The 18,957-nt window shown below is 61.9% G+C and carries 13 protein-coding genes and 1 riboswitch; of the genes, 10 read left to right on the forward strand and 3 right to left on the reverse strand.

The window, feature by feature from the left end:
- The 10 genes from ACUN9V_RS07735 to ACUN9V_RS07780 form a co-directional block, all read left to right on the forward strand.
- Positions 1 to 4,511, forward strand: a 4,511-nt coding sequence (locus tag ACUN9V_RS07735; RefSeq protein ID WP_445510979.1) for a VCBS domain-containing protein, incomplete at its 5' end; no start/stop codon positions are given.
- 32 nt (positions 4,512 to 4,543) lie between these two features.
- Complete coding sequence (locus ACUN9V_RS07740; RefSeq protein ID WP_445510980.1) at positions 4,544 to 6,757, forward strand: type I secretion system permease/ATPase; 2,214 nt, start codon at positions 4,544 to 4,546, stop codon at positions 6,755 to 6,757.
- Complete coding sequence (locus tag ACUN9V_RS07745) at positions 6,741 to 8,144, forward strand: HlyD family type I secretion periplasmic adaptor subunit (protein WP_445510981.1); 1,404 nt, start codon at positions 6,741 to 6,743, stop codon at positions 8,142 to 8,144. Before ACUN9V_RS07740 ends, ACUN9V_RS07745 begins: the two co-directional genes overlap by 17 nt.
- A gap of 25 nt (positions 8,145 to 8,169) precedes the next feature.
- On the forward strand, positions 8,170 to 9,534 hold the full coding sequence (locus ACUN9V_RS07750) for a TolC family outer membrane protein (RefSeq protein WP_445510982.1): 1,365 nt from the start codon (positions 8,170 to 8,172) through the stop codon (positions 9,532 to 9,534).
- 15 nt (positions 9,535 to 9,549) lie between these two features.
- Positions 9,550 to 11,469 carry an EAL domain-containing protein gene (locus ACUN9V_RS07755; RefSeq protein ID WP_445510983.1) on the forward strand — a complete coding sequence of 640 codons (1,920 nt, stop codon included), beginning with the start codon at positions 9,550 to 9,552 and terminating at the stop codon, positions 11,467 to 11,469.
- Between the two features lie 85 nt (positions 11,470 to 11,554).
- Positions 11,555 to 12,199 carry a transglutaminase-like cysteine peptidase gene (locus ACUN9V_RS07760; protein WP_445510984.1) on the forward strand — a complete coding sequence of 215 codons (645 nt, stop codon included), beginning with the start codon at positions 11,555 to 11,557 and terminating at the stop codon, positions 12,197 to 12,199.
- A 51-nt stretch (positions 12,200 to 12,250) separates the two neighbouring features.
- Positions 12,251 to 12,892, forward strand: coding sequence for a hypothetical protein (locus ACUN9V_RS07765; RefSeq protein ID WP_445510985.1), 642 nt, complete (start codon positions 12,251 to 12,253; stop codon positions 12,890 to 12,892).
- A 66-nt stretch (positions 12,893 to 12,958) separates the two neighbouring features.
- Positions 12,959 to 13,270 (forward strand): glutaredoxin family protein, encoded by a 312-nt coding sequence (locus ACUN9V_RS07770; RefSeq protein ID WP_445510986.1) that lies wholly within the window; start codon positions 12,959 to 12,961, stop codon positions 13,268 to 13,270.
- A 112-nt stretch (positions 13,271 to 13,382) separates the two neighbouring features.
- Positions 13,383 to 13,661, forward strand: a complete 279-nt coding sequence (locus ACUN9V_RS07775; RefSeq protein ID WP_075563754.1) for a peptidylprolyl isomerase — start codon at positions 13,383 to 13,385, stop codon at positions 13,659 to 13,661.
- A 272-nt stretch (positions 13,662 to 13,933) separates the two neighbouring features.
- Complete coding sequence (locus tag ACUN9V_RS07780) at positions 13,934 to 14,119, forward strand: CsbD family protein (protein WP_075563753.1); 186 nt, start codon at positions 13,934 to 13,936, stop codon at positions 14,117 to 14,119.
- A gap of 119 nt (positions 14,120 to 14,238) precedes the next feature.
- On the opposite strand, the gene ACUN9V_RS07785 is transcribed toward ACUN9V_RS07780, so the two are convergent.
- From ACUN9V_RS07785 to ACUN9V_RS07795, 3 genes are all read right to left on the reverse strand, one after another.
- The gene (locus tag ACUN9V_RS07785) at positions 14,239 to 15,489 is read right to left on the reverse strand and encodes a dicarboxylate/amino acid:cation symporter (protein ID WP_445510987.1); all 1,251 of its coding nucleotides are present in this window, start codon (positions 15,487 to 15,489) and stop codon (positions 14,239 to 14,241) included.
- Between the two features lie 210 nt (positions 15,490 to 15,699).
- Positions 15,700 to 17,601 (reverse strand): phosphomethylpyrimidine synthase ThiC, encoded by a 1,902-nt coding sequence (gene thiC, locus ACUN9V_RS07790; protein ID WP_445510988.1) that lies wholly within the window; start codon positions 17,599 to 17,601, stop codon positions 15,700 to 15,702.
- Positions 17,602 to 17,717: 116 nt separating this feature from the next.
- Positions 17,718 to 17,847, reverse strand: a riboswitch (TPP riboswitch).
- Positions 17,848 to 17,928: 81 nt separating this feature from the next.
- The gene (locus ACUN9V_RS07795) at positions 17,929 to 18,819 is read right to left on the reverse strand and encodes a LysR family transcriptional regulator (protein WP_445510989.1); all 891 of its coding nucleotides are present in this window, start codon (positions 18,817 to 18,819) and stop codon (positions 17,929 to 17,931) included.
- Between the last annotated feature and the right edge of the window lie 138 nt (positions 18,820 to 18,957).

The raw sequence follows: 18,957 nt of genomic DNA on the forward strand, positions 1-18,957 counted from the left end.
CGAGTGCGTTCAACGAACTCAACGAGGGTGACAGCGTCAGCGACGCGTTCACGGTGACAAGCGTCGACGGCACGTCACAGGTGGTGACGGTCACCATCAATGGCACCAACGACGCCGCGGTGATCAGCGGTACGGCTTCCGGTTCAGTGACCGAGGACAGCAACGTCTCCGCGGGAAGTCTGACCGCCGGCGGCGCGCTGACGGCGAGCGATGCGGATAGTGGCCAAAGTGCTTTCGTGCCCGGCAACGCTGCGGCGGCGAGCGGTACGTTGGGAACGTTGGCCATTACGGCGGGAGGTAACTGGAATTACAGCGTTGCCAACAGTGCCGTGCAGTATCTCAAGGCGGGCGAAACCAAGGTCGAGAACTTTACGGTCGCGACACTCGATGGCACCACGAAAACGATCGCTGTCACCATCGTGGGTACCAACGAACTGCCGGAAACCTCGAACGTTACGGTAACCGGCAAGGAAGATCCGTCGTCGTTGATTGCGGTCAACCTCGTCGGCACCGATGTAGACGGCAGCATCGGCAGTTTCGAAATCTCGAGCCTGGGTGCCAATGGCACCTTCTATCGCGATGCGGCAGGTACTCAAGCACTGACGCCAGGCGCGTCGATCACGGCCAACGGCAATGGCGCGACGGTCTACTTCAAGCCGACGGGAGATTGGGCCGGCACGACAACGCTCAAGTACGCGGCGATCGATAATAACGGAAGCAAGGATCCGACGCCGGCCACGGCCACGATCAATCTTGCCGCGGCCGCCGATGCGCCATCGATTACCCTGGGCAGTAACACTGCCACTGGCGCTGGTTTAACGCGTGACACCTTCTCCATCACGACGCTCGGGACCAACGGCAATGGCGCCGATCCGGCTGCCATGCAGGCAGCAATCGACCGCGCCGGCACGCCCGCCAGCAGTGGCAGTGTCACGGCAGCGGCCAATACCAACGTGGCCGCCGGCACGGGGACGCATCTGTCGGGATTGATCTATCTGGAAGCGGGGAAAACCTATGCCTTCAGCGGCTCTGGTGATGACAGTATCCGCGTGCTGATCGGCGGTAACGTGGTCGGACAGGGGACGTGGGGTGGCAGTTCCGGCAACTATTCCGGCAGCTACAAGCCGGCGGTAAGCGGTTACTACACGCTCGATCTTTACCATCACAACCAGGCGGGAGCCGGTAACTACTCGCTGAACGTCGGCGTCAACGGTGGTGCGTCGGCCCCGCTAAACGCGAGCAACTATGTGCTGATGCAGGACGTCAGCGCGCTCGACGCCGCCAACGTCAATCACTCCGGGCTGCTCGGCGGCGACGGTAATGGCAACGGCTACTATCAGCTCTACGCCATGAACGAAGGCGACGAGGACTCGGTAATCCACCTGTCCAAGATCGCCGCGGCACTGACCGATACCGACGGCTCGGAGACGCTCGGCAGCGTCAGGCTGAGCGCTATTCCGGCAGGTGCCACCCTGAGCGATGGCAGTCATACCGTCGTTGGTAGCAGCGGGCAAACCAGCGTGGATCTAAGCGGTTGGAATCTCAATACGCTGACGCTCAAGCCGGCCGCCAACTACAATGGTACGATCAACCTGACCGCCGCAGTCACCTCGACCGAGGGCAGCGACGGCGACAGCGCGACGACCAGCGTGGCGATTCCGGTCACCGTGCATGCGGTCAACGACGCGCCGGTGGTCGCGGCCCAGGGATACAGCGCCACCGTTTCCGAGGAGGGGCTGCCGGGCGGCGTGCCGGATACGCTGGGGACGTCCGATACCACGGATTCCGCGACCGCCAGCGGCCGCGTGATAGCCACCGACGTCGATGGCGACAAGTTGACCTATACGCTGACGGCGCCGACCACGGTGCTGAGCTCGAGTGGTGCGGCAATCACCTGGAGCGGCAGCGACAGCGGCACACTCATCGGATCTGCCGGTGGCAAGGAGGTGATTCGCGCCACCATCGATGCCAATGGCCAGTATCAGATCACCCTGAAGGCTGGTGTGGACCACCCCGGCAAGGGCGAGGACACACTGAGTTTCAACCTCGGGGTCAAGGTCAGCGATGGCAGCCTGAGTGCCAATACCAGCATCGGCATCACCGTCGAAGACGACTCTCCGGTTACCCAGCCACAGTCGATCAGCTTCGTGCAGGGGGCAATCAACACCAATGTGCTCCTGATCGTGGATACCTCTGCCAGCATGAACGACAAGGTGACCGTTGGTGGCGTCGAGCAGACGCGTCTCCAGGTGCTGCAGCAGTCGATCAAGGAGATGTTGACGAAGTACGACGACATCGGGAACGTCAAGGTGGCGCTGGCGCCGTTCTCGGATCAGCTCGATAGCTCACCCAAGCAGTGGATGACGGTCTCCGATGCACTCAAGGCGGTGGATGCGCTGCAGGCCAATGGCGGTACCAACTATGACTACGCGCTGAGCAATGCCCAGACTGCCTGGAACGGCAGCGGCAAGCTGACCGGTGAGGTGCAGAACGTCTCGTACTTCTTCTCCGATGGCGAACCCACCTTGTCGAGCGCCTATCCGACGGCATCACAGACCAACCCGGGCAATACTGTGGATGTCAATCGGGGTGACGGTATCGATGCCAGCGAAGAGGCAGCCTGGAAGGCGTTCCTTGGCAAGAATGCGATCGACTCGCTGGCACTGGGGATCGGTGGGGACGTGAGTCAGACCTATCTCAACCCGGTAGCCTACGATGGCCGCACCGGCGATAACACCGATGCGGTGGTCATTACCAATCTCGATACGCTCTCCAGTGTCGTGAGCGGCACGGTGCAGATGCCGCTGCTGCAGGATGGTGTGTTGAGTGGTACCGCGCATGGGCTGTCGTCACTCGGCGGGGATGGCGGCTACATCAAGAGCCTGGTGGTCGACGGCGTGACCTACACCTTCGACAAGAGCAGCGGCACTGTCTCTGCCTCGTCGAGCGGGGCCACCTATACCTACGACGGCAGCTCGCACAAGCTCGGCATCACCACGGAGCTGGGCGGCCAACTGGTCATGGACATGGACGACGGCAGCTACCGCTACACGGCCAAGTTGGGCAGCTTCGGTACCGACGCCATTCGCTACACCCTGAGCGACGCCGACGGTGACACCGCCATCGGGGTGATGAACATCAACGTCAAGAACGGTGTCACCTCGGCACATGACGACCACATCATCACCAATATCCTGAGTCCGAGCCTGAGCATCGGCGCCGACGTGCTGCTCGTCAATGACGCCATTGCGTCAGGTAGCACGGCGACCACCAACGGGCTGACGCTGACCACCGGCTGGAAGGATCGTGCGTCCGATTTCACCGCGGCCAGCGTGCAGACCCAGGACAAGCGCAACGCCGACAGTTTCGCCCTGGATCGCGGCAGCTTCTCTACCGCTGCTCAGGCGGTCAACACCGCGGCGACCGTGGTGCGCGGTAGTCTGGCCGGTGGCGGCTGGCTATCGGGATTCGGCAGCAATGCCAACGATCTCATGACACTGACCCTGCGTGCCGGAGAATCCCTGACCCTGGCGACCACCGTCGCTGGGGGTGTGGCCCTGGCCTACAAGGGCGCGGGGGATAATGGCTTCACCGCGCTGGCCAACGGTGGCACCTTCACCAACTCGAGCGGCGGGGACAAGAGCTACACCGTGGCGGTCATGAACGTGAAGGATAGTGGCACCGGGTTCTTCGACGGCTATGGCGCCGAGACCTACGACCTGTCGATGAAGATCGGTTACGCCAACGCTGCCGACACGGCCTCGACGCTGAGGACCGACTACACCCTGACCGACAGCCAGGGGAGCACCGATACGGCGTCGGTAACCGTCGACTACCAGCGCGGGCAGACGTTGACCGGCAGCGACGGCGACGACGCTCTGATGGCCAATGACAGCGGCACGAAGCTCATCGGGGGCAAGGGCGACGACGTGCTGATCGGCGGCAAGGGCAATGACATCCTCACCGGCGGCGACGGCGACGATATTCTGCGCGGGGGCGAGGGCAACGATACCCTCAGCGGCGGTACCGGTCGCGACACCTTGACCGGCGGCGCCGGCAACGACACGCTCGACGGCGGCGCTGGCGCCGACCGTCTCGAAGGTGGCAAGGGCAACGATATTCTGACTGGGGGTGACGGCAGCGACACCTTTGCCTGGATGCGTGGCGATCAGGGCTCCTCTGCGGCGCCGGCTGTCGATCAGGTGACGGATTTCAAGAGTGGCGCCGGCGGTGACGTCGTCGACCTGTCCGACATGCTCGACATCGGCGGCAGCGGAGATTTCAGTCTGGATGCTTCGCTGGCTTCTCAATACCTCCATTTCGAGAAGGGCACTGCCGCCGATAGCAATAGCGGTTCTACCCTGCAGATCAAGACCGATGGCCCCGACGGGGCGGTGACCCAGAAGATCGAGTTCAGCAACGTTGACATGACCTCGCTCGGCAGTTCGGATACCGACATCATCAGGACGTTGCTGCACGACGGCAATCTCAAGACGAACCTCGACGGTTGAGGCCGGCCGTCGAACCACAGGAGAGCACAGGTTTGGTTGATGAACCGACACCGCTTCGTCCCGACCCGGTCGGAGAGAAGGAGATCGACCCGCTTCTCGGCGCGTTGATATTTCTCTCTCGGCACCACGGCACGCCCAGATCGGCCGATGTCATCAGCGCGGGACTGCCGCTCGACGATGGCCGGCTGACGCTGTCGCTGGTGCCGCGCGCGGCGCAGCGGGCGGGCCTCTCGGCCAAGCTGGTGAGCCAGCGCGCCGACCGCGTCGCCGACATTCTGCTGCCCTGCATCGTGATCCTGCAGGGACGCCGTGCCGTGGTGATGCTCTCGCGTGACGCGGAGCGAAAGCAGGCCACGGTCTACATGCCGGAGGCCGATGGCACTCAGGACGTCGAGATGAGCTCGCTGATCGAGCAGGCAACCGGTCAGGTGATCTACGTGCGGCGTGAGCATCGCTTCGACGATCGCGCCCCGGAGACAGTCAAGCTGGCCGAGGGTCACTGGTTCTGGTCAACGCTCAAGCTGTCGACGCCGATCTATCGAGACGTACTGATCGCTTCGCTGTTGATCAATCTGTTCGCCTTGGCCGCGCCGCTTTTCACCATGAACGTCTACGACAAGGTGGTGCCGAACCTGGCCTTCGATACGCTCTGGGTGCTGGCGACAGGCATGGCGATCATCGTCTGTTTCGATCTGCTGATGCGTCAGGTGCGATCGTGGTTTCTGGATACCGCAGGCAAGAAATCCGAAGTCCTGCTGTCGGCCAAGATATTCGCCAAGGTGATGAACCTGAGAATGGAGGCGCGACCGGTTTCGGTAGGCGCCTTCGTCAAGCATCTGCAGGAGTTCGACTCGGTTCGTGACTTCTTCACCTCGATGACCATGACGACGCTGGTCGATCTGCCGTTCGCGATCCTGTTTCTGCTTGTGATATGGATCGTCGGCGGGCCGCTGGTCTGGGTGCCGATCATTGCGCTGGTCATTCTGATCGGTTACAGCATCATCATTCAGTGGCCGCTCAGGCGCTCGATCGAACTGGGCTCGCGGCTGGCGACCGAGAAGCATGCGCGGCTGGTCGAAAGCGTGGCAGGGCTCGAGAGCATCAAGCTTGCCAACGCCCAGGGCGAGACCCAGCGTCGCTATGAACGCGCGGTCGGCGAAATCGCCAAGTGGGGCGTCAAGAGCCGCAATCTGTCGACCTCGGTGTCGTCGTTGACGATGTCGGTCAATCAGCTCTCGACGGTGGCGCTGGTCGTGCTGGGCGTCTACTTGATCGGCAATGCTCAACTATCGATGGGCGGGCTGATCGCCGCGGTCATGCTGACGGGGCGAGCGCTGCAACCGCTGGCGCAGATGGCGTTGCTGATTACCCGGTTCGGGCAGACACGCAGTGCCATGGCGGCGATCGATCAGATCATGAACTTGCCGGACGAGGTCGACGAGACCAAGAACTATGTGCACCGCGACAAGCTCAACATGCGCATCGAGTTCGATCACGTAGAGTTCCGTTACAGCGAACTGTCTCCCGCCGTGCTGACCGATGTCTCGTTCACCATCGAGCCTGGAGAGCGCGTCGGGATTATCGGCCGCATGGGGGCAGGCAAGAGTACCGTCGAGCGCCTGATGAGCGGTCTCTATCGTTCGACCGAGGGCAGCATCCGTCTCGATGGGCTCGATATCAACCAGATCCATCCCGCCGATGTGCGTCGTCATATCGGTTTTGCCGGCCAGGATAGCGCACTGTTCTTCGGCTCGATTCGCGACAACATCATGCTGGGTCAGCCCTACGCCAGTGACGAGGCGGTGCACCGTGCGGCAGATATCGCGGGCGCCAGCGAATTCACCCGCCGTGATCCCGATGGTCTGGATCGCCAGGTCGGCGAGGGAGGTCGACTGCTGTCCAGCGGCCAACGCCAGGCGGTGCTGCTGGCACGGGCGATTCTGACCAATCCAGCGTTGTTGCTGCTCGACGAGCCGGGCTCGCATATGGACAACCGCGCCGAAGCCATGCTGCGCCGAACGCTCCGGGAGTTGCCGAGAAGCCAGACGGTGGTGCTGGTCACGCACAAGAGTTCGATGCTGGAGGTTGTCGATCGGATCATCGTGCTCGATTCTGGCCGCGTGATCGCGGATGGCCCCAAGCAGACGGTGCTCAAGGCACTCAACGAAGGACGTGTGCAGGCGCCGACCGAGCCCACGCCGCCAGCCGCCGGCCAGCAGGAGGTGCGCCATGGTCAGCGCGGGTAACGTCGTCAAATGGCCGCGGCCCAACGCCCGCGAACTGGAGCTTGCCGATGATGCCAGTGCTGCCACGCTACTCTCCACGCCGTGGCGGTCGCGAGTCATCATCTGGATACTGCTGGCCGCGTTCATCGTTTTCCTGATATGGGCGGGCGTCTCGAGTATCGAAGTCGTGACCCGGGGTACGGGGCAGGTTGTCCCCTCATCGCGACTGCAGACGATCCAGAATCTGGAAGGCGGGATCGTGCGCGAGATCTATGTCGACGAGGGCGATGTCGTCGAAGCCGGCCAGCCGCTGGCGCGAATCGATCCGACCCGGGCAACCTCCGATCTCGCCGAGCGCAACTCGACGCTGGCCGGGCTGCAGGCAACGGTGGCGCAGTATCAGGCCGAGCTGGACTCGGTGGTGGTGAATTCGGACGCCAGCGACTGGCAGTCGCAGGTCAACGTATCCACGCAAACCCTTCCGCTCAGTGATGAGTTTCGCACCACCAATAAGGAGACCTATTCTGCGGTCGCTGGCGCCTACAGCGCGAGGATCAATGGCTTGCGCTCTCAACTTGACCAGGCCGCGGCGCAGATTCAGCAGCGTCAGCAGGAGTTGCAGGAGATCCGGTCCCGGGCCGATTCCCTGTCTCGTAGCTATCAACTCTCACGCCAGCAGTTGGGGATCACCGCGCCATTGGTGAAGGAAGGGATCGTCTCGCAGGTGGATCTGCTCGATCTGCAGCGTAAGGTCAACGACCAGCGCGGGGATCTGGAGTCCGCACAGCTGTCGATCCCGTCCAAACAATCCGAGCTGCTTGAGGCCATCAGCAAACGGCGCGATCTGGCGACTCAGTTTCGCTCGCGCAGCGCGGATGCCTTGACCGAGGCTCGCAACAAGCTCGACAGCCTCCAGCAGGGGCGAGTCAGCCTGCAGGATCGCGTTGACAGGACGCTGATCACGTCGCCCGTTCGCGGCAGCGTGCAGTCGATCAACGTCAACACCATCGGCGGCGTGATCGAGCCCGGTGCCAGCCTGATGGAGATCGTGCCGATCGAGGACCAGCTACTGGTCGAGGCGAGAGTGTCACCACGCGATGTCGGTTTCATCCGCGCGGGACAGGCGGCGACGGTCAAGTTATCCGCCTATGACTTCACGATCTACGGTGGCCTGAAGGGGCAGGTCATGCGTATCAGCCCGGATACCGAGGAAGACGACAAAGGCAACACTTACTACGAAGTGACCGTACGAACCGACAGCAACCATCTGGGGAAAAACGTCGACGATCTGGCGATCATTCCCGGTATGCAGGCGACGGTCGATGTGATCACCGGCGAGCAGACCATTTTGCAGTATCTGTTGAAGCCGATACTTCGCGCCCAGCAGGGTGCCATGCGTGAACGCTAGGCGTGCGCGGCAGGACAAGAAAGGGGTGAAAAGCATCATGATGAAGCAGTGGATCCTGTTCGCCGGTCTGGCGGCATCGGCCGGTGGCGCCCAGGCCCAAACACTGACCGAAGCGGTCACTCAGGCGGTGATGGAGTACCCCACCACGCGCACCGAGATGGCGCGTTACCAGCAGAATCTGGACGACGCCAGGGCGCAGCGCGGCGCTTATCTTCCCTCGGTCGATCTTGAGACCCGCGTCGGCTATGGCGAGAACGAAAGCGAGATCGACGGGATCTCTCAGTCCAGCGAGCCTCACGACTATCGGCGCGGCTCGATCACGCTGTCGCAGTTGATCTGGGACGGCAATACCACGATCGAGCGCATCCGGCAGGCGGACGCCGAAAGCGACTATCAGCGCTGGCAGGTGGCTGCGGCGGCCAATCAGATTGGCCTGGCAACGGTCCAGAGCTATCTTGACGTGCTGCAATCGCAGCGTCTGCTCGAACTGGCGCAGCGTAATGTCGATACCCATCAGCGCATTGCGTCCGACATTCGGCGTCGCGAGGAGCTCGGGGCCGGCACCACGACCGACACCAGCCAGGTCGAAGGGCGTCTGGCTCAGGCTCAGGCCAGCTTGATTTCCGCTCGCAACAACCTCGACGACGCGGTCTCTGCCTTTCTGCGCTATGTCGGCGAGACGCCCCGAAATCTCACGCTGCCAGCCGATGTCGACATGACTGGCGTACCGGGGGATTTCGACGCCGCAATCGCCATGGCGACATCCAACAACCCGCTGGTGATTTCCGCCACGCACTCCATCGATGCCGCACGTCATGAAGTGGCGGCGGAGCGAGGCGATTTTCTGCCGACGTTCCGTGCCGAAGCAAGCCGTCAGGCGGCTCGGGATTATGACTACGAAGGTAACGATTCCGACGATTGGAACGCAGATCTGGTGATGTCCTGGAATCTCTATCGGGGAGGTATCGATACGGCCGAAATGCGTTCACGCGAGGATTCACTGCGCGCCGTGCGTTACGATAGCGACCGCTCCCTGCGCGAGATTCGCGATGAACTCCGGCTAGCCTGGAATGCCCGCGACTATGTCACCAGCCAGCTGCCGTTTCTGGCTCGTCATGTCGAGTCCAGCGAGAAAACCCGCGTCAACTATCGCAAGCAGTTCGACATCGGCCGACGCACGCTGCTCGACATGCTCGACAGCGAGACCGAGCTCTACGATGCGCAGCAGGCGCAGGTTCAAGCCGAGTTCTCGCTGCGTCGGGCCAACTATCGGTTACTCTCCGCCACCGGCCAGCTGCTCGATACGCTACAGGTGAATCCCGACATGGTCGGGGCTGTCGATGATCGTTATCCGCCGCCGATTCGTCGCGACGAAAATCCCCAGGGCTGATCGGAGACCCCGCTTATGAGTCTGTTTCGCCGCTCCGTCGCCATCATGGTCGGGCTATTGCTGTTGTTCTCGATCGGGATCTTCTCCATCGAGGTGCATCAAACTCGAGCATCATTGGCCGAGCGCCAGCAAATCGATGTCGATAATCTCGCTCAGGCGCTGAGTCTATCGCTTGTGCCGTTCGTCGAGATCGGTGACTGGACCAGCGCCGAGACGCTGATGCGCGCCGTCTCCGATGGCGGCGTGATAAGGCGTATCGAACTGGAAGCCGTGGGCCGCGATGACCCCCTGGTGGTGGATGCCGCCCGCGAAAGTGACACGCCACACTGGTTTCAGCAGGCGATCAGCCTGCCGAGCGCTCGCGGAGAGCGTGAAATCAGCGGCGGCTGGTCAGCGTTGGGGAGTGTCAAGATCGCTTCCGAAAGTGCCTACGCCTACGATCAGCTGTGGTCTCTGGCGCTGCAGCTGATCACCTGGTTGGCCGTGGGAATGGTCATGGTCTTCGTGCTCAGTATCGTCGGCGTCAAGTTGCTCCTAGGACCGCTGAATCGGCTTTCGCGCCGCATTGCCGACATGCAGATCGACGGTTTCGACGAGCCGCTGCCGGAGAGCCGCGTTCACGAGCTTCAGGGCATCACCGATTCGGTCAATCATCTCGGCATGCGTCTCAACCAGCAGTTCGACCAGCAGGCCGAACAGGTCGTGCGTCTACAACGGCTGACCGAGCAGGACGCCGTATCGCTGCTGGGCAATCGTGCCTATCTGGCCCGCGTGCTCGACGAATGGTTATCGGCACCCGTCGGCGGCGCACTCGTCATCGTGCGCATCGATCATCTTCAGGAGCTCTACCGCCAGGATGGCTTCGAGGCGCGTGATCGGGCGATCCGCAACATCGGTACCTACCTTCAGAGCGCGCAACTCGCGGGACAGGAAGTGATGAAGGCACGCCTGTCGGCGGAGGAGTTCGCGTTACTGCTCCCCGATACCGATGATGCGCCGAGAGAGCAGTGGATGACGGATACCTTCGATCGCATCGATGACATCGTCGATGCCAATCCGTTGGCGGAAGCTCGCGCGTTGCACACCCGGGGCGGCGTCGTTCTGCGCGAACGTGGCATGACTCGGGAGGGTATTCTGGCGCGAGCGGACAGTGCATTGCGTGAAGCGATCGAACGCCAGCAGCGGTGGGTCACCGCACATCCTGGCGACGTGACCGCGGCGCGGGGACGTCAGGAGTGGCGTCAGATCATCGAGCATGCGCTCGAAGCCCGAGATATCAGCTTCGTTGCCCAGCCCGTGTTGTTGACTGACGGCAGCGAGTTACACCGAGAGGTCTTGGTGCGACTCAACGAAGGGGAAACTCAGCACCCGGCTTATATCTTCCTTCCTGTCATTAATCACTTCCAGATGGGGGTGCAGTTGGATAGGGCGGTGCTCGAAAGTCTTGGCGATCGCGAGGCCCGTTTTGAGGGGCGGTTAGCCGTCAACTTGACCGCGGATTCGGTGGCGGATCAGGCGCAGTATCGACGGCTCGTCGGCTGGCTCGAGTCGAACCCGCGCTTCGCCGCCAAGCTCGATCTGGAGGTCAGTGAAGAGATCGCGCTCGAGCATCTGGACAGGGTGCAGCAGCTGTTCCGGGTGGCGCATCGATTCGGCGCTCGCGGTGGTATCGACCGGTTCGCACGCAATCTGTCCGCGATGAGCTATCTCGCACGGTTGCGCCCGGATTACGTCAAGATCGATCAGGGCTTCTTCGTGCGTGACGATGTCGATACCGAATTTCTGCGTAGTCTGTGCATGGCAGCCCATCAGGTCGAAGCAAAGGTCATCGTGACGCGCGTGGAGTCCTACGAACAGCGCCAGCGGGTGGCGGAAGTGGGTGCCGATGGCTATCAGGGCTATCTGGCACCGATCGTGCCGCTGGAACTGACATAGTCTCGCCTCGGTGCTCCTCAACCGACGCGTCGCCGAGCCGATGACGCCACCGAACGGTGGGGGCCGGCAGGTGAAGTGCTGGCTGATGGCGTTTGTCGTGGCGCTGACGCTGGGGAGCAGCGGCTTCCCGGTCGACGCTCTGCCGCGATTGCCGCCGCGCCAGCAAGTCGAGACGTTATATAGCGCGAACGGATGGCAGCGCATTCAGCAGTGGCCAGCGTTGATGGATCGTCTACAGGGACGATCCATCGAGGTGAAACTGGCGGGTGTGAACGACTTTTTCAATCAGCTTCGCTTCGTCGACGATATCGATGTCTGGCACGTGAAAGATTATTGGGCAACGCCATTCGAGTTTCTCGGCGTGGGCGCCGGCGATTGCGAAGACTTCGCCATGGCCAAATATCTGACGCTGCGCGAGCTGGGTGTATCCGATGATCAGTTGCGGCTGCATTACGTCAAATACATTCCCTACGATCAGTTTCATATGGTGGTGACCTGGGCAGCATCGCCGACTTCGCCACCAATCGTGCTGGACAATATCGTCAAGACCCTCGAGCCGGCATCGAAACGCAAGGATCTGGTGCCGATCTACAGTTTCAATGGTAGCCATCTCTGGATCAGCAAGCTCAGTGGCGGTGGACGCGAGGTTGGCGAATCCAGCCGGCTCAGCCTCTGGCAGAGCTGGCAACAGCGTCTCGACAGCGGGACGCTGCGCAATCCTCGTGACTGACTCGGCGATTCGGCGCCGGCTACCATGGATCCATCAGCGGGAGAGAAATCGATGAGAAAAAGAATGCATCGGCAGTGTTGGCGTCTCGCCAGTCTACTGCCCGGTATCCTGGTGTTGGCGTCCTGTGCGTCGACTCCCGATGAGCGCGATGTCGTCATCGATCGCGCGACGCCGCAGGGCGTGGCTCAGGTCAGTGCGGATAACGTGTTCGATACCGCCGACAGCGACGCCGACGGCGAGCTTCTTCCGGTCGATATCGAACGGTTGGGGCTGGGCGGTGACTGGCACACGCTGGATGCCGACGGCAGCGGAGACGTTTCGCGTCAGGAGTTCCGGGATCAGTTCGCGTCACCGCTCGTGCAAACGACCCTGCGGCTACCGGGTGATGCGGAACTCGCCCAGCCGATCGTTTCCAGCGATTTTCTGTTGCCGCCGCTGCCTCCCACTCAGCGCTACGCCCCCGCGCCCATCAATGCTTTCTCCCCGACGAGTCTGGCGACGCCGTCCGACGCCCCGTTGACGATTCCGGTGCTGATCAATGACCAGGAGGCCGCTGAGCTCGATCGAGCCGCTGATAATGCGCGTGCTGAAGGCGCCGTTTCCGAGGGCGCCGACGCCAATGACATTGGCGACGACATCGGTTCCGAAGATGCTGACACCTCGAACCGTGACGTTTCTCTGCCGCCGAACTGACGCCAACCCGACAAAAGCGTGCTATCTCTCTTCATGTCCCATCGAATCACGGAGTGGCTCAAGACCATGTTTTCATCGATTCCCCTCGAACGTTCAGCCGAAGCGCAGGCCGATGTCGACCGCGCCTGCCAGCGTCTCGCACTCTACCATTTCATGAGCTGCCCCTTCTGTCAGCGCGTGCGCAGCCAGGTCGAGCGACTGGCGTTGCCCATCGAGCTGCGCGATACCCAGCGTGACCCTCGTCATCGCCAGGAACTGATGGCGGGCGGCGGAAGAACGATGGTGCCGTGCCTGCGCATCGAGAAAGCGGACGGCACGCTAGAGTGGATGTACGAATCCGCCGACATCAATCGCTATCTCGAACAGCGCTTCGGCTGACCGGGGCAGCGCAATCTCTGTCGAGAGCCGTCGAGACGATTGTCGGTGACGCCGGCAGGGCGGATTTCGTAGAATGCCCGCTTCCCAATGGTCAAGACTCAGGAGTGATCTCATGGCACAGGCCAGCGCCCGCCACATTCTCGTCGACAGCGAGCAGAAGTGTCTCGAACTCAAGCAGCAGATCGAAGCCGGCAGCGACTTCGCCGAAGTGGCACGTCAGCATTCCAACTGCCCCTCAGGGCGCCAGGGCGGCGAGCTGGGCACGTTCGGACGTGGCCAGATGGTCAAGGAGTTCGACGAAGTCGTCTTCAATGGCGCCGTCAACGAAGTGCACGGTCCGGTGAAGACCCAGTTCGGCTACCACCTGCTGGAAGTGACCTCACGCACTTGATGTTCCCCGTCTGATTTTCATCGAGCCGCCTGCAGTCGGGCGGCTCTCGCCGATTCGCTGCGTGTTCTCTGCTCTTGGTTCTTTCCCGCGGTTCCGTGACGCGCCCTCCGCAGAACGTCCGCCTTTGCGAACAAATTGTTACCAATCTCCCGTTTCGACTTTCCCGCGGCGAACTACTCTGAGATTACGTTCGCTGTAAACGATGCTCGCAGCTCAGTATCGATGAGAACGGCGAACGGATAAGGATATCCACGGAAAACGAGGTAGCACCCATGACGAATTCAAAGTCAGACAAGACGGAAGGCAAGGTCGACAAGGCAGCTGGTAAGGCCAAGGAAGCTGCTGGCAAGATGACCAAGGACCGCGAACTCGAAAGCAAAGGCAAAACCCAGCAGGCCAAGGGTGATGCCAAGTCCGCCAAGGGCGATCTGAAGGACGCCACCAAACCACGCCACTAGATCTTGCTGAATCTCAGTACACCGAGTCTTTCGGGCCTATCATTGCCCGGCCAAGACTCTTCACACAGCGGCCCCGGTCTTGACCGGGGCCGCTGTCGTTTGGGCGAGAAAATTGGGGGTCAGGCTTTGCTCGGACGGTTATAGGTGTCCAGGTCGAGCTCTTTCTCGCTCTTGGCGACGAGTGTCGTCACCATCAGGTCGCCGGCGACGTTGACGCTGGTGCGCGCCATATCGAGGATTCTATCTACGCCCGCGACGACGCCGATCGCCTCCAGCGGCAGGCCGATCTGCGCCAGCACGATCGATAGCATGATCAGACCCGCGCCGGGCACGCCCGCCGTGCCGATCGAAGCCAGCGTGCCGGTCAGTACGATCATGCCGTAATCCATCATCGACAGATCGGCCCCGACCAGCTGGGCGACGAACAACGCCGCGACACCTTGATAGATCGCCGTCCCGTCCATGTTGATGGTCGCGCCTACCGGCAGCACGAAACTCGATACACCTTCCGAGACACCGAGATTCTTTTGCGCGCAGCGGATGGAAACCGGCAGGGTGCCGGAAGACGAGGCCGAAGAGAACGAGACCACTAGGGCGTCGATGATGCCTTGCAGATAGCGAACGGGGTTGAGGCGTCCGACCAGCGTCAGCAAACCGGTGTAGACCACGAGGACGTGAATCAGGCAGGCGAGATAGACCACGCCGATGACCTTGGCCAGCGGCAGCAGAACGTCCAGCCCGTACTGGCCCGAGACGTTGGCCATCAGGCCGAATACGCCGAACGGCGCGAATGCCATGACGATGGCGGTCAGCTTGTACATCGCTTCGGCGAAGCTTTCGAACACCCGCACGACGGGCTCGCCCTTTTCACCGATCAGCATCAGGGAAATGCCGAGTCCGATGGCGAAGACGATAATCTGCAGGATATTGCCCTCGATCATCGCCTGCAGCGGATTCGACGGCACCAGCCCGACGACGATATCCACCAGCGACGGCGCTTCGCTGGTCTGCTGCGCCGCACTCATCGAGGCGTCCGCGCCGACGCCCGGCTGAAAGATCATGGCCGCGACCAGGCCGATGACGATCGCGAAGGCGGTCGTGACCAAATAGAGCCCGATCGTGCGAGCACCGACACGGCCCATTTTCTGCGGATCGCGCATGCCGGTGATGCCGACGACCAGCGTCGAAAACACCAGCGGCACGATCAGCATCTTGATGCCGTTGATGAAGATATCGCCGAGCGGTTTGAACACGCTGGCCTGCTCGCCCATCAGCGCGCCCGCCAGAATCCCTAACGCCAGGCCCGCGATGATTTTTTGCCACAAGGGAATACGGCGCCATAGATTCGGCCGGGAGGGGGTTGCAGTCATGCGTGACTCCTTGTGCAGGCGAAATTGCCGGGGGCAAAAGCGCGCATTTTACGCATCCCCGGGACTTTTGCGATCCGCCCATTCGAAAACGGGATGGCATATAACCTGATTGCGACCAAAGTCTTAGCGTGCTAGTCCGACAGTCAAGCCTGCGTCGACGCTCGGAAGACGCGGGCCTGCTTGCACAAGCGGTATATGCCACCGGCGGTATCAGATTTCCCGGTAGAGCTCACCGCCTTCCTTTTTGAAGCGCTCCGCCTGCTCCTGCAGACCGGCCTCCCGCTGGTCTCCGTCGATATGGGTGGCGTCGCCGCCGAACCGCTCACGGACCTCCTGGGTGATCTTCATCGAGCAGAACTTGGGCCCGCACATCGAACAGAAGTGCGCCACCTTGGCTGAGTCCTTGGGTAGCGTCTCGTCGTGATAGGCGCGAGCGGTATCGGGATCGAGGCCAAGATTGAACTGGTCTTCCCAGCGGAATTCGAAGCGAGCTTTCGACAGCGCGTTGTCGCGACGCTGGGCGCCGGGATGGCCTTTGGCGAGATCGGCGGCGTGGGCAGCAATCTTGTAGGTGATGATGCCGGTCTTCACGTCGTCCTTGTTGGGCAGCCCCAGATGCTCCTTGGGGGTGACATAGCAGAGCATGGCGCAGCCGTACCAGCCGATCTGCGCGGCGCCGATGCCGGAGGTGATGTGGTCGTAGCCGGGGGCGATATCAGTGGTCAGCGGCCCGAGCGTATAGAAGGGCGCATCAAAGCAGCACTCGAGCTGCTTCTCCATGTTTTCCTTGATCAGCTGCATCGGTACGTGGCCGGGGCCTTCGATCATTACCTGCACGTCGTGCTGCCAGGCGATCTTCGTCAACTCGCCCAGGGTCTCGAGTTCGGCGAACTGCGCTTCGTCGTTGGCATCGGCGATGGATCCGGGGCGCAGACCGTCACCTAGCGAGAACGAGACGTCGTAGGCCTTCATGATCTCGCAGATGTCCTCGAAATGGGTGTAGAGGAAGCTCTCTTTGTGGTGATACAAACACCACTTGGCCATGATCGAGCCGCCCCGGGAAACGATGCCGGTGACGCGCCTGGCCGTCATCGGCACGTGGTGCAGGCGTACGCCGGCGTGAATGGTGAAGTAATCCACCCCCTGTTCCGCCTGTTCGATCAGCGTGTCGCGGAAGATCTCCCAGTTCAGATCCTCGGCGACGCCATTGACCTTCTCCAGCGCCTGGTAGATCGGCACCGTGCCGATGGGCACCGGCGAGTTGCGGATGATCCATTCCCGCGTCTCGTGGATGTTCTGACCGGTGGAGAGATCCATGATGGTGTCCGCGCCCCAGCGGATGCCCCAGGTCATCTTGTCGACCTCTTCCTCGATCGAGGAGGTCACGGCCGAATTGCCCAGGTTGCCGTTGATCTTCACCAGAAAGTTGCGCCCGATGATCATGGGTTCGCTTTCAGGGTGATTGATGTTGGCCGGAATGATCGCCCGGCCGCGTGCGACTTCGTCACGCACGAACTCCGGCGTGATCTCGTCGGGTAGATTGGCGCCGAAAGACTCGCCCGGATGCTGATGTGCCAGCATGGGGTCTTCCAGTCCGGCGCTCGCTGCGCGGCGGCACTGATTCTCCCGAATCGCGATGAACTCCATCTCCGGCGTGACGATGCCCTGTCTGGCGTAGTGGAGCTGGGTTACGTTAGCGCCGCGTCCTTCCTTTGTCATGCGGGCACGACGTGGTTTGCGCTGAAGGTGAAATCGTAGCGTCGATAGACGTAGATCCTCGGCACGGACGCGACCATAGCTGGAGCTGGGGCCAGCGAGCCATTCGGTATCGTCACGCTCGTCGATCCAGGCACGGCGCAGCTCGGGCAGACCGCGACGAATGTCGATCTCGGCTGCTGGATCGGTGTAGAAGCCGGAGGTGTCGTAGACGGCCAATGGCGCGTTGGACTCGAGACCCTGCTTCGTCTGGGTCGGCGAGAGGGCGATCTCACGCATGGGTACGCGGATGTCTTGCCGTGAGCCGGTGATGTAGACCTTCTGTGAGGCGGGCAGCGGGGCAATGGCGGCGCTGTCGACGCGGGCGGTTTCGGACAGGAACTGAGGTGATTTCATGTTCGGTCGTGCTCCGTGGCATGACTTGCCCGGCGTATTGGCCAAGGCTATCGGGTCAGGCCGGCGCACAGCGCAGGAGGGAGGGAGAACGAATCGACGGAACGCTGCCCGGGATGTGAGATTCTCCGCTTGATCCCTACGCCGGTACTAGCCGGATCAGGTTCGTCGGGATCCGTCGTGGCGCTGTGAATTGGCTTCAGCGCAGGACGATCTCAGCCGGTTCCACCGGCACCCCGTCAAGCTGGCGATATCGTTCATCGCCACCAGCAGTCTGTGACGAGGGCCGGGTCGGGTCAAGCGGAGTTTGCGGCCGGATCGTCAGGCGGCTCAAGTCGCTTCGGCATGTCGAACCAGGTCGACGAAATGCCGTGTCTGGGGCGTCTGCTGGTGGCGGAGGTGGGTCAGCCAGACTTCCGAGACGGCATCGTCGTCACTGATGGGGCGGTAGCGCACATTGTCGATCTGGATATGGCGAAAGGAGGCCGGCAGAATCGAGACACCGAGCCCGCCGGCAACCAGGCTGATGATGGTATTGGGGCCGCCGACCTCCTGAACCAGGCGTGGCGTCAGGCCCCGCTTGGCGAACAGGGCGTTGAACTGGTCCAGCAGGCCGGTGCCGGCGGCCGGCGAGAAGTAGACGAACGGATGCAGCGCCAGTTCGTCGAGTGTCAGTGGCGCGGCACTGCCGCCGAGCGGGCCCTGGTCGTTGACCACCGCTATCAAGGGTTCGCGGATCAAGGTAAAGGCGTCGAGACCCTCCGGCAGCGTGGCCGGGCGCATGATACCGATATCCAAGTCGCCCTTTAGCAGCGGGCCGATCTGGCGCTGGCTATTGAATTCGTGCATGCGCAATTCGACGTCGGGATAGCGCTGGCGATAGCGCATCAGTGTGCGCGGCAGCGTCGAGCTCAAAGGCACGGAAGTGGTAAAGCCGATACGTAACTGGCCGGCCTCGCCTCGACCGAGCCGGGAAACCAGCCGCGTGGCGCGTTCGGTGCGTGCCAGAATATCCCGGGCCTCGTCGAGAAACACTCGCCCAGCTTCGGTCAGCTCGACGCGGCGATTGGTCCGAGTCAGCAGACGCGTGCCGAGTTCGCGCTCCAGCGCCTGGATCTGCTGGCTCAACGGTGGCTGCGAGATGCCCAGCCGCTGGGCGGCGCGGCTAAAGTGAAGCTCTTCGGCCACAGCGACGAAATAGCGTAGATATCGTAGTTCCATGGGAACCTCGCAGCTCTATTGAGTCGTAAAACCTCTCAAAAGCATCGAATAATATATTAGAAAGCTTAATGGCGGCGGCGTAACCTACCAAGGTCTAAATCAAATCTCTAAACCCCTGATGCCCCCGAAGCACCTTCA

Source organism: Salinicola sp. V024, assembly GCF_052645315.1.

Bases quoted from the DNA above. Each gene is read 5' to 3' on its own strand.
- ACUN9V_RS07795 (WP_445510989.1), bottom strand. From the start codon at position 18,819: ATGGAACTACGATATCTACGCTATTTCGTCGCTGTGGCCGAAGAGCTT.
- ACUN9V_RS07765 (WP_445510985.1), top strand. From the start codon at position 12,251: ATGAGAAAAAGAATGCATCGGCAGTGTTGGCGTCTCGCCAGTCTACTG.
- ACUN9V_RS07760 (WP_445510984.1), top strand. From the start codon at position 11,555: ATGGCGTTTGTCGTGGCGCTGACGCTGGGGAGCAGCGGCTTCCCGGTC.
- ACUN9V_RS07745 (WP_445510981.1), top strand. From the start codon at position 6,741: ATGGTCAGCGCGGGTAACGTCGTCAAATGGCCGCGGCCCAACGCCCGC.
- ACUN9V_RS07785 (WP_445510987.1), bottom strand. From the start codon at position 15,489: ATGACTGCAACCCCCTCCCGGCCGAATCTATGGCGCCGTATTCCCTTG.
- ACUN9V_RS07775 (WP_075563754.1), top strand. From the start codon at position 13,383: ATGGCACAGGCCAGCGCCCGCCACATTCTCGTCGACAGCGAGCAGAAG.
- ACUN9V_RS07755 (WP_445510983.1), top strand. From the start codon at position 9,550: ATGAGTCTGTTTCGCCGCTCCGTCGCCATCATGGTCGGGCTATTGCTG.
- thiC (WP_445510988.1), bottom strand. From the start codon at position 17,601: ATGAAATCACCTCAGTTCCTGTCCGAAACCGCCCGCGTCGACAGCGCC.
- ACUN9V_RS07770 (WP_445510986.1), top strand. From the start codon at position 12,959: ATGTTTTCATCGATTCCCCTCGAACGTTCAGCCGAAGCGCAGGCCGAT.
- ACUN9V_RS07780 (WP_075563753.1), top strand. From the start codon at position 13,934: ATGACGAATTCAAAGTCAGACAAGACGGAAGGCAAGGTCGACAAGGCA.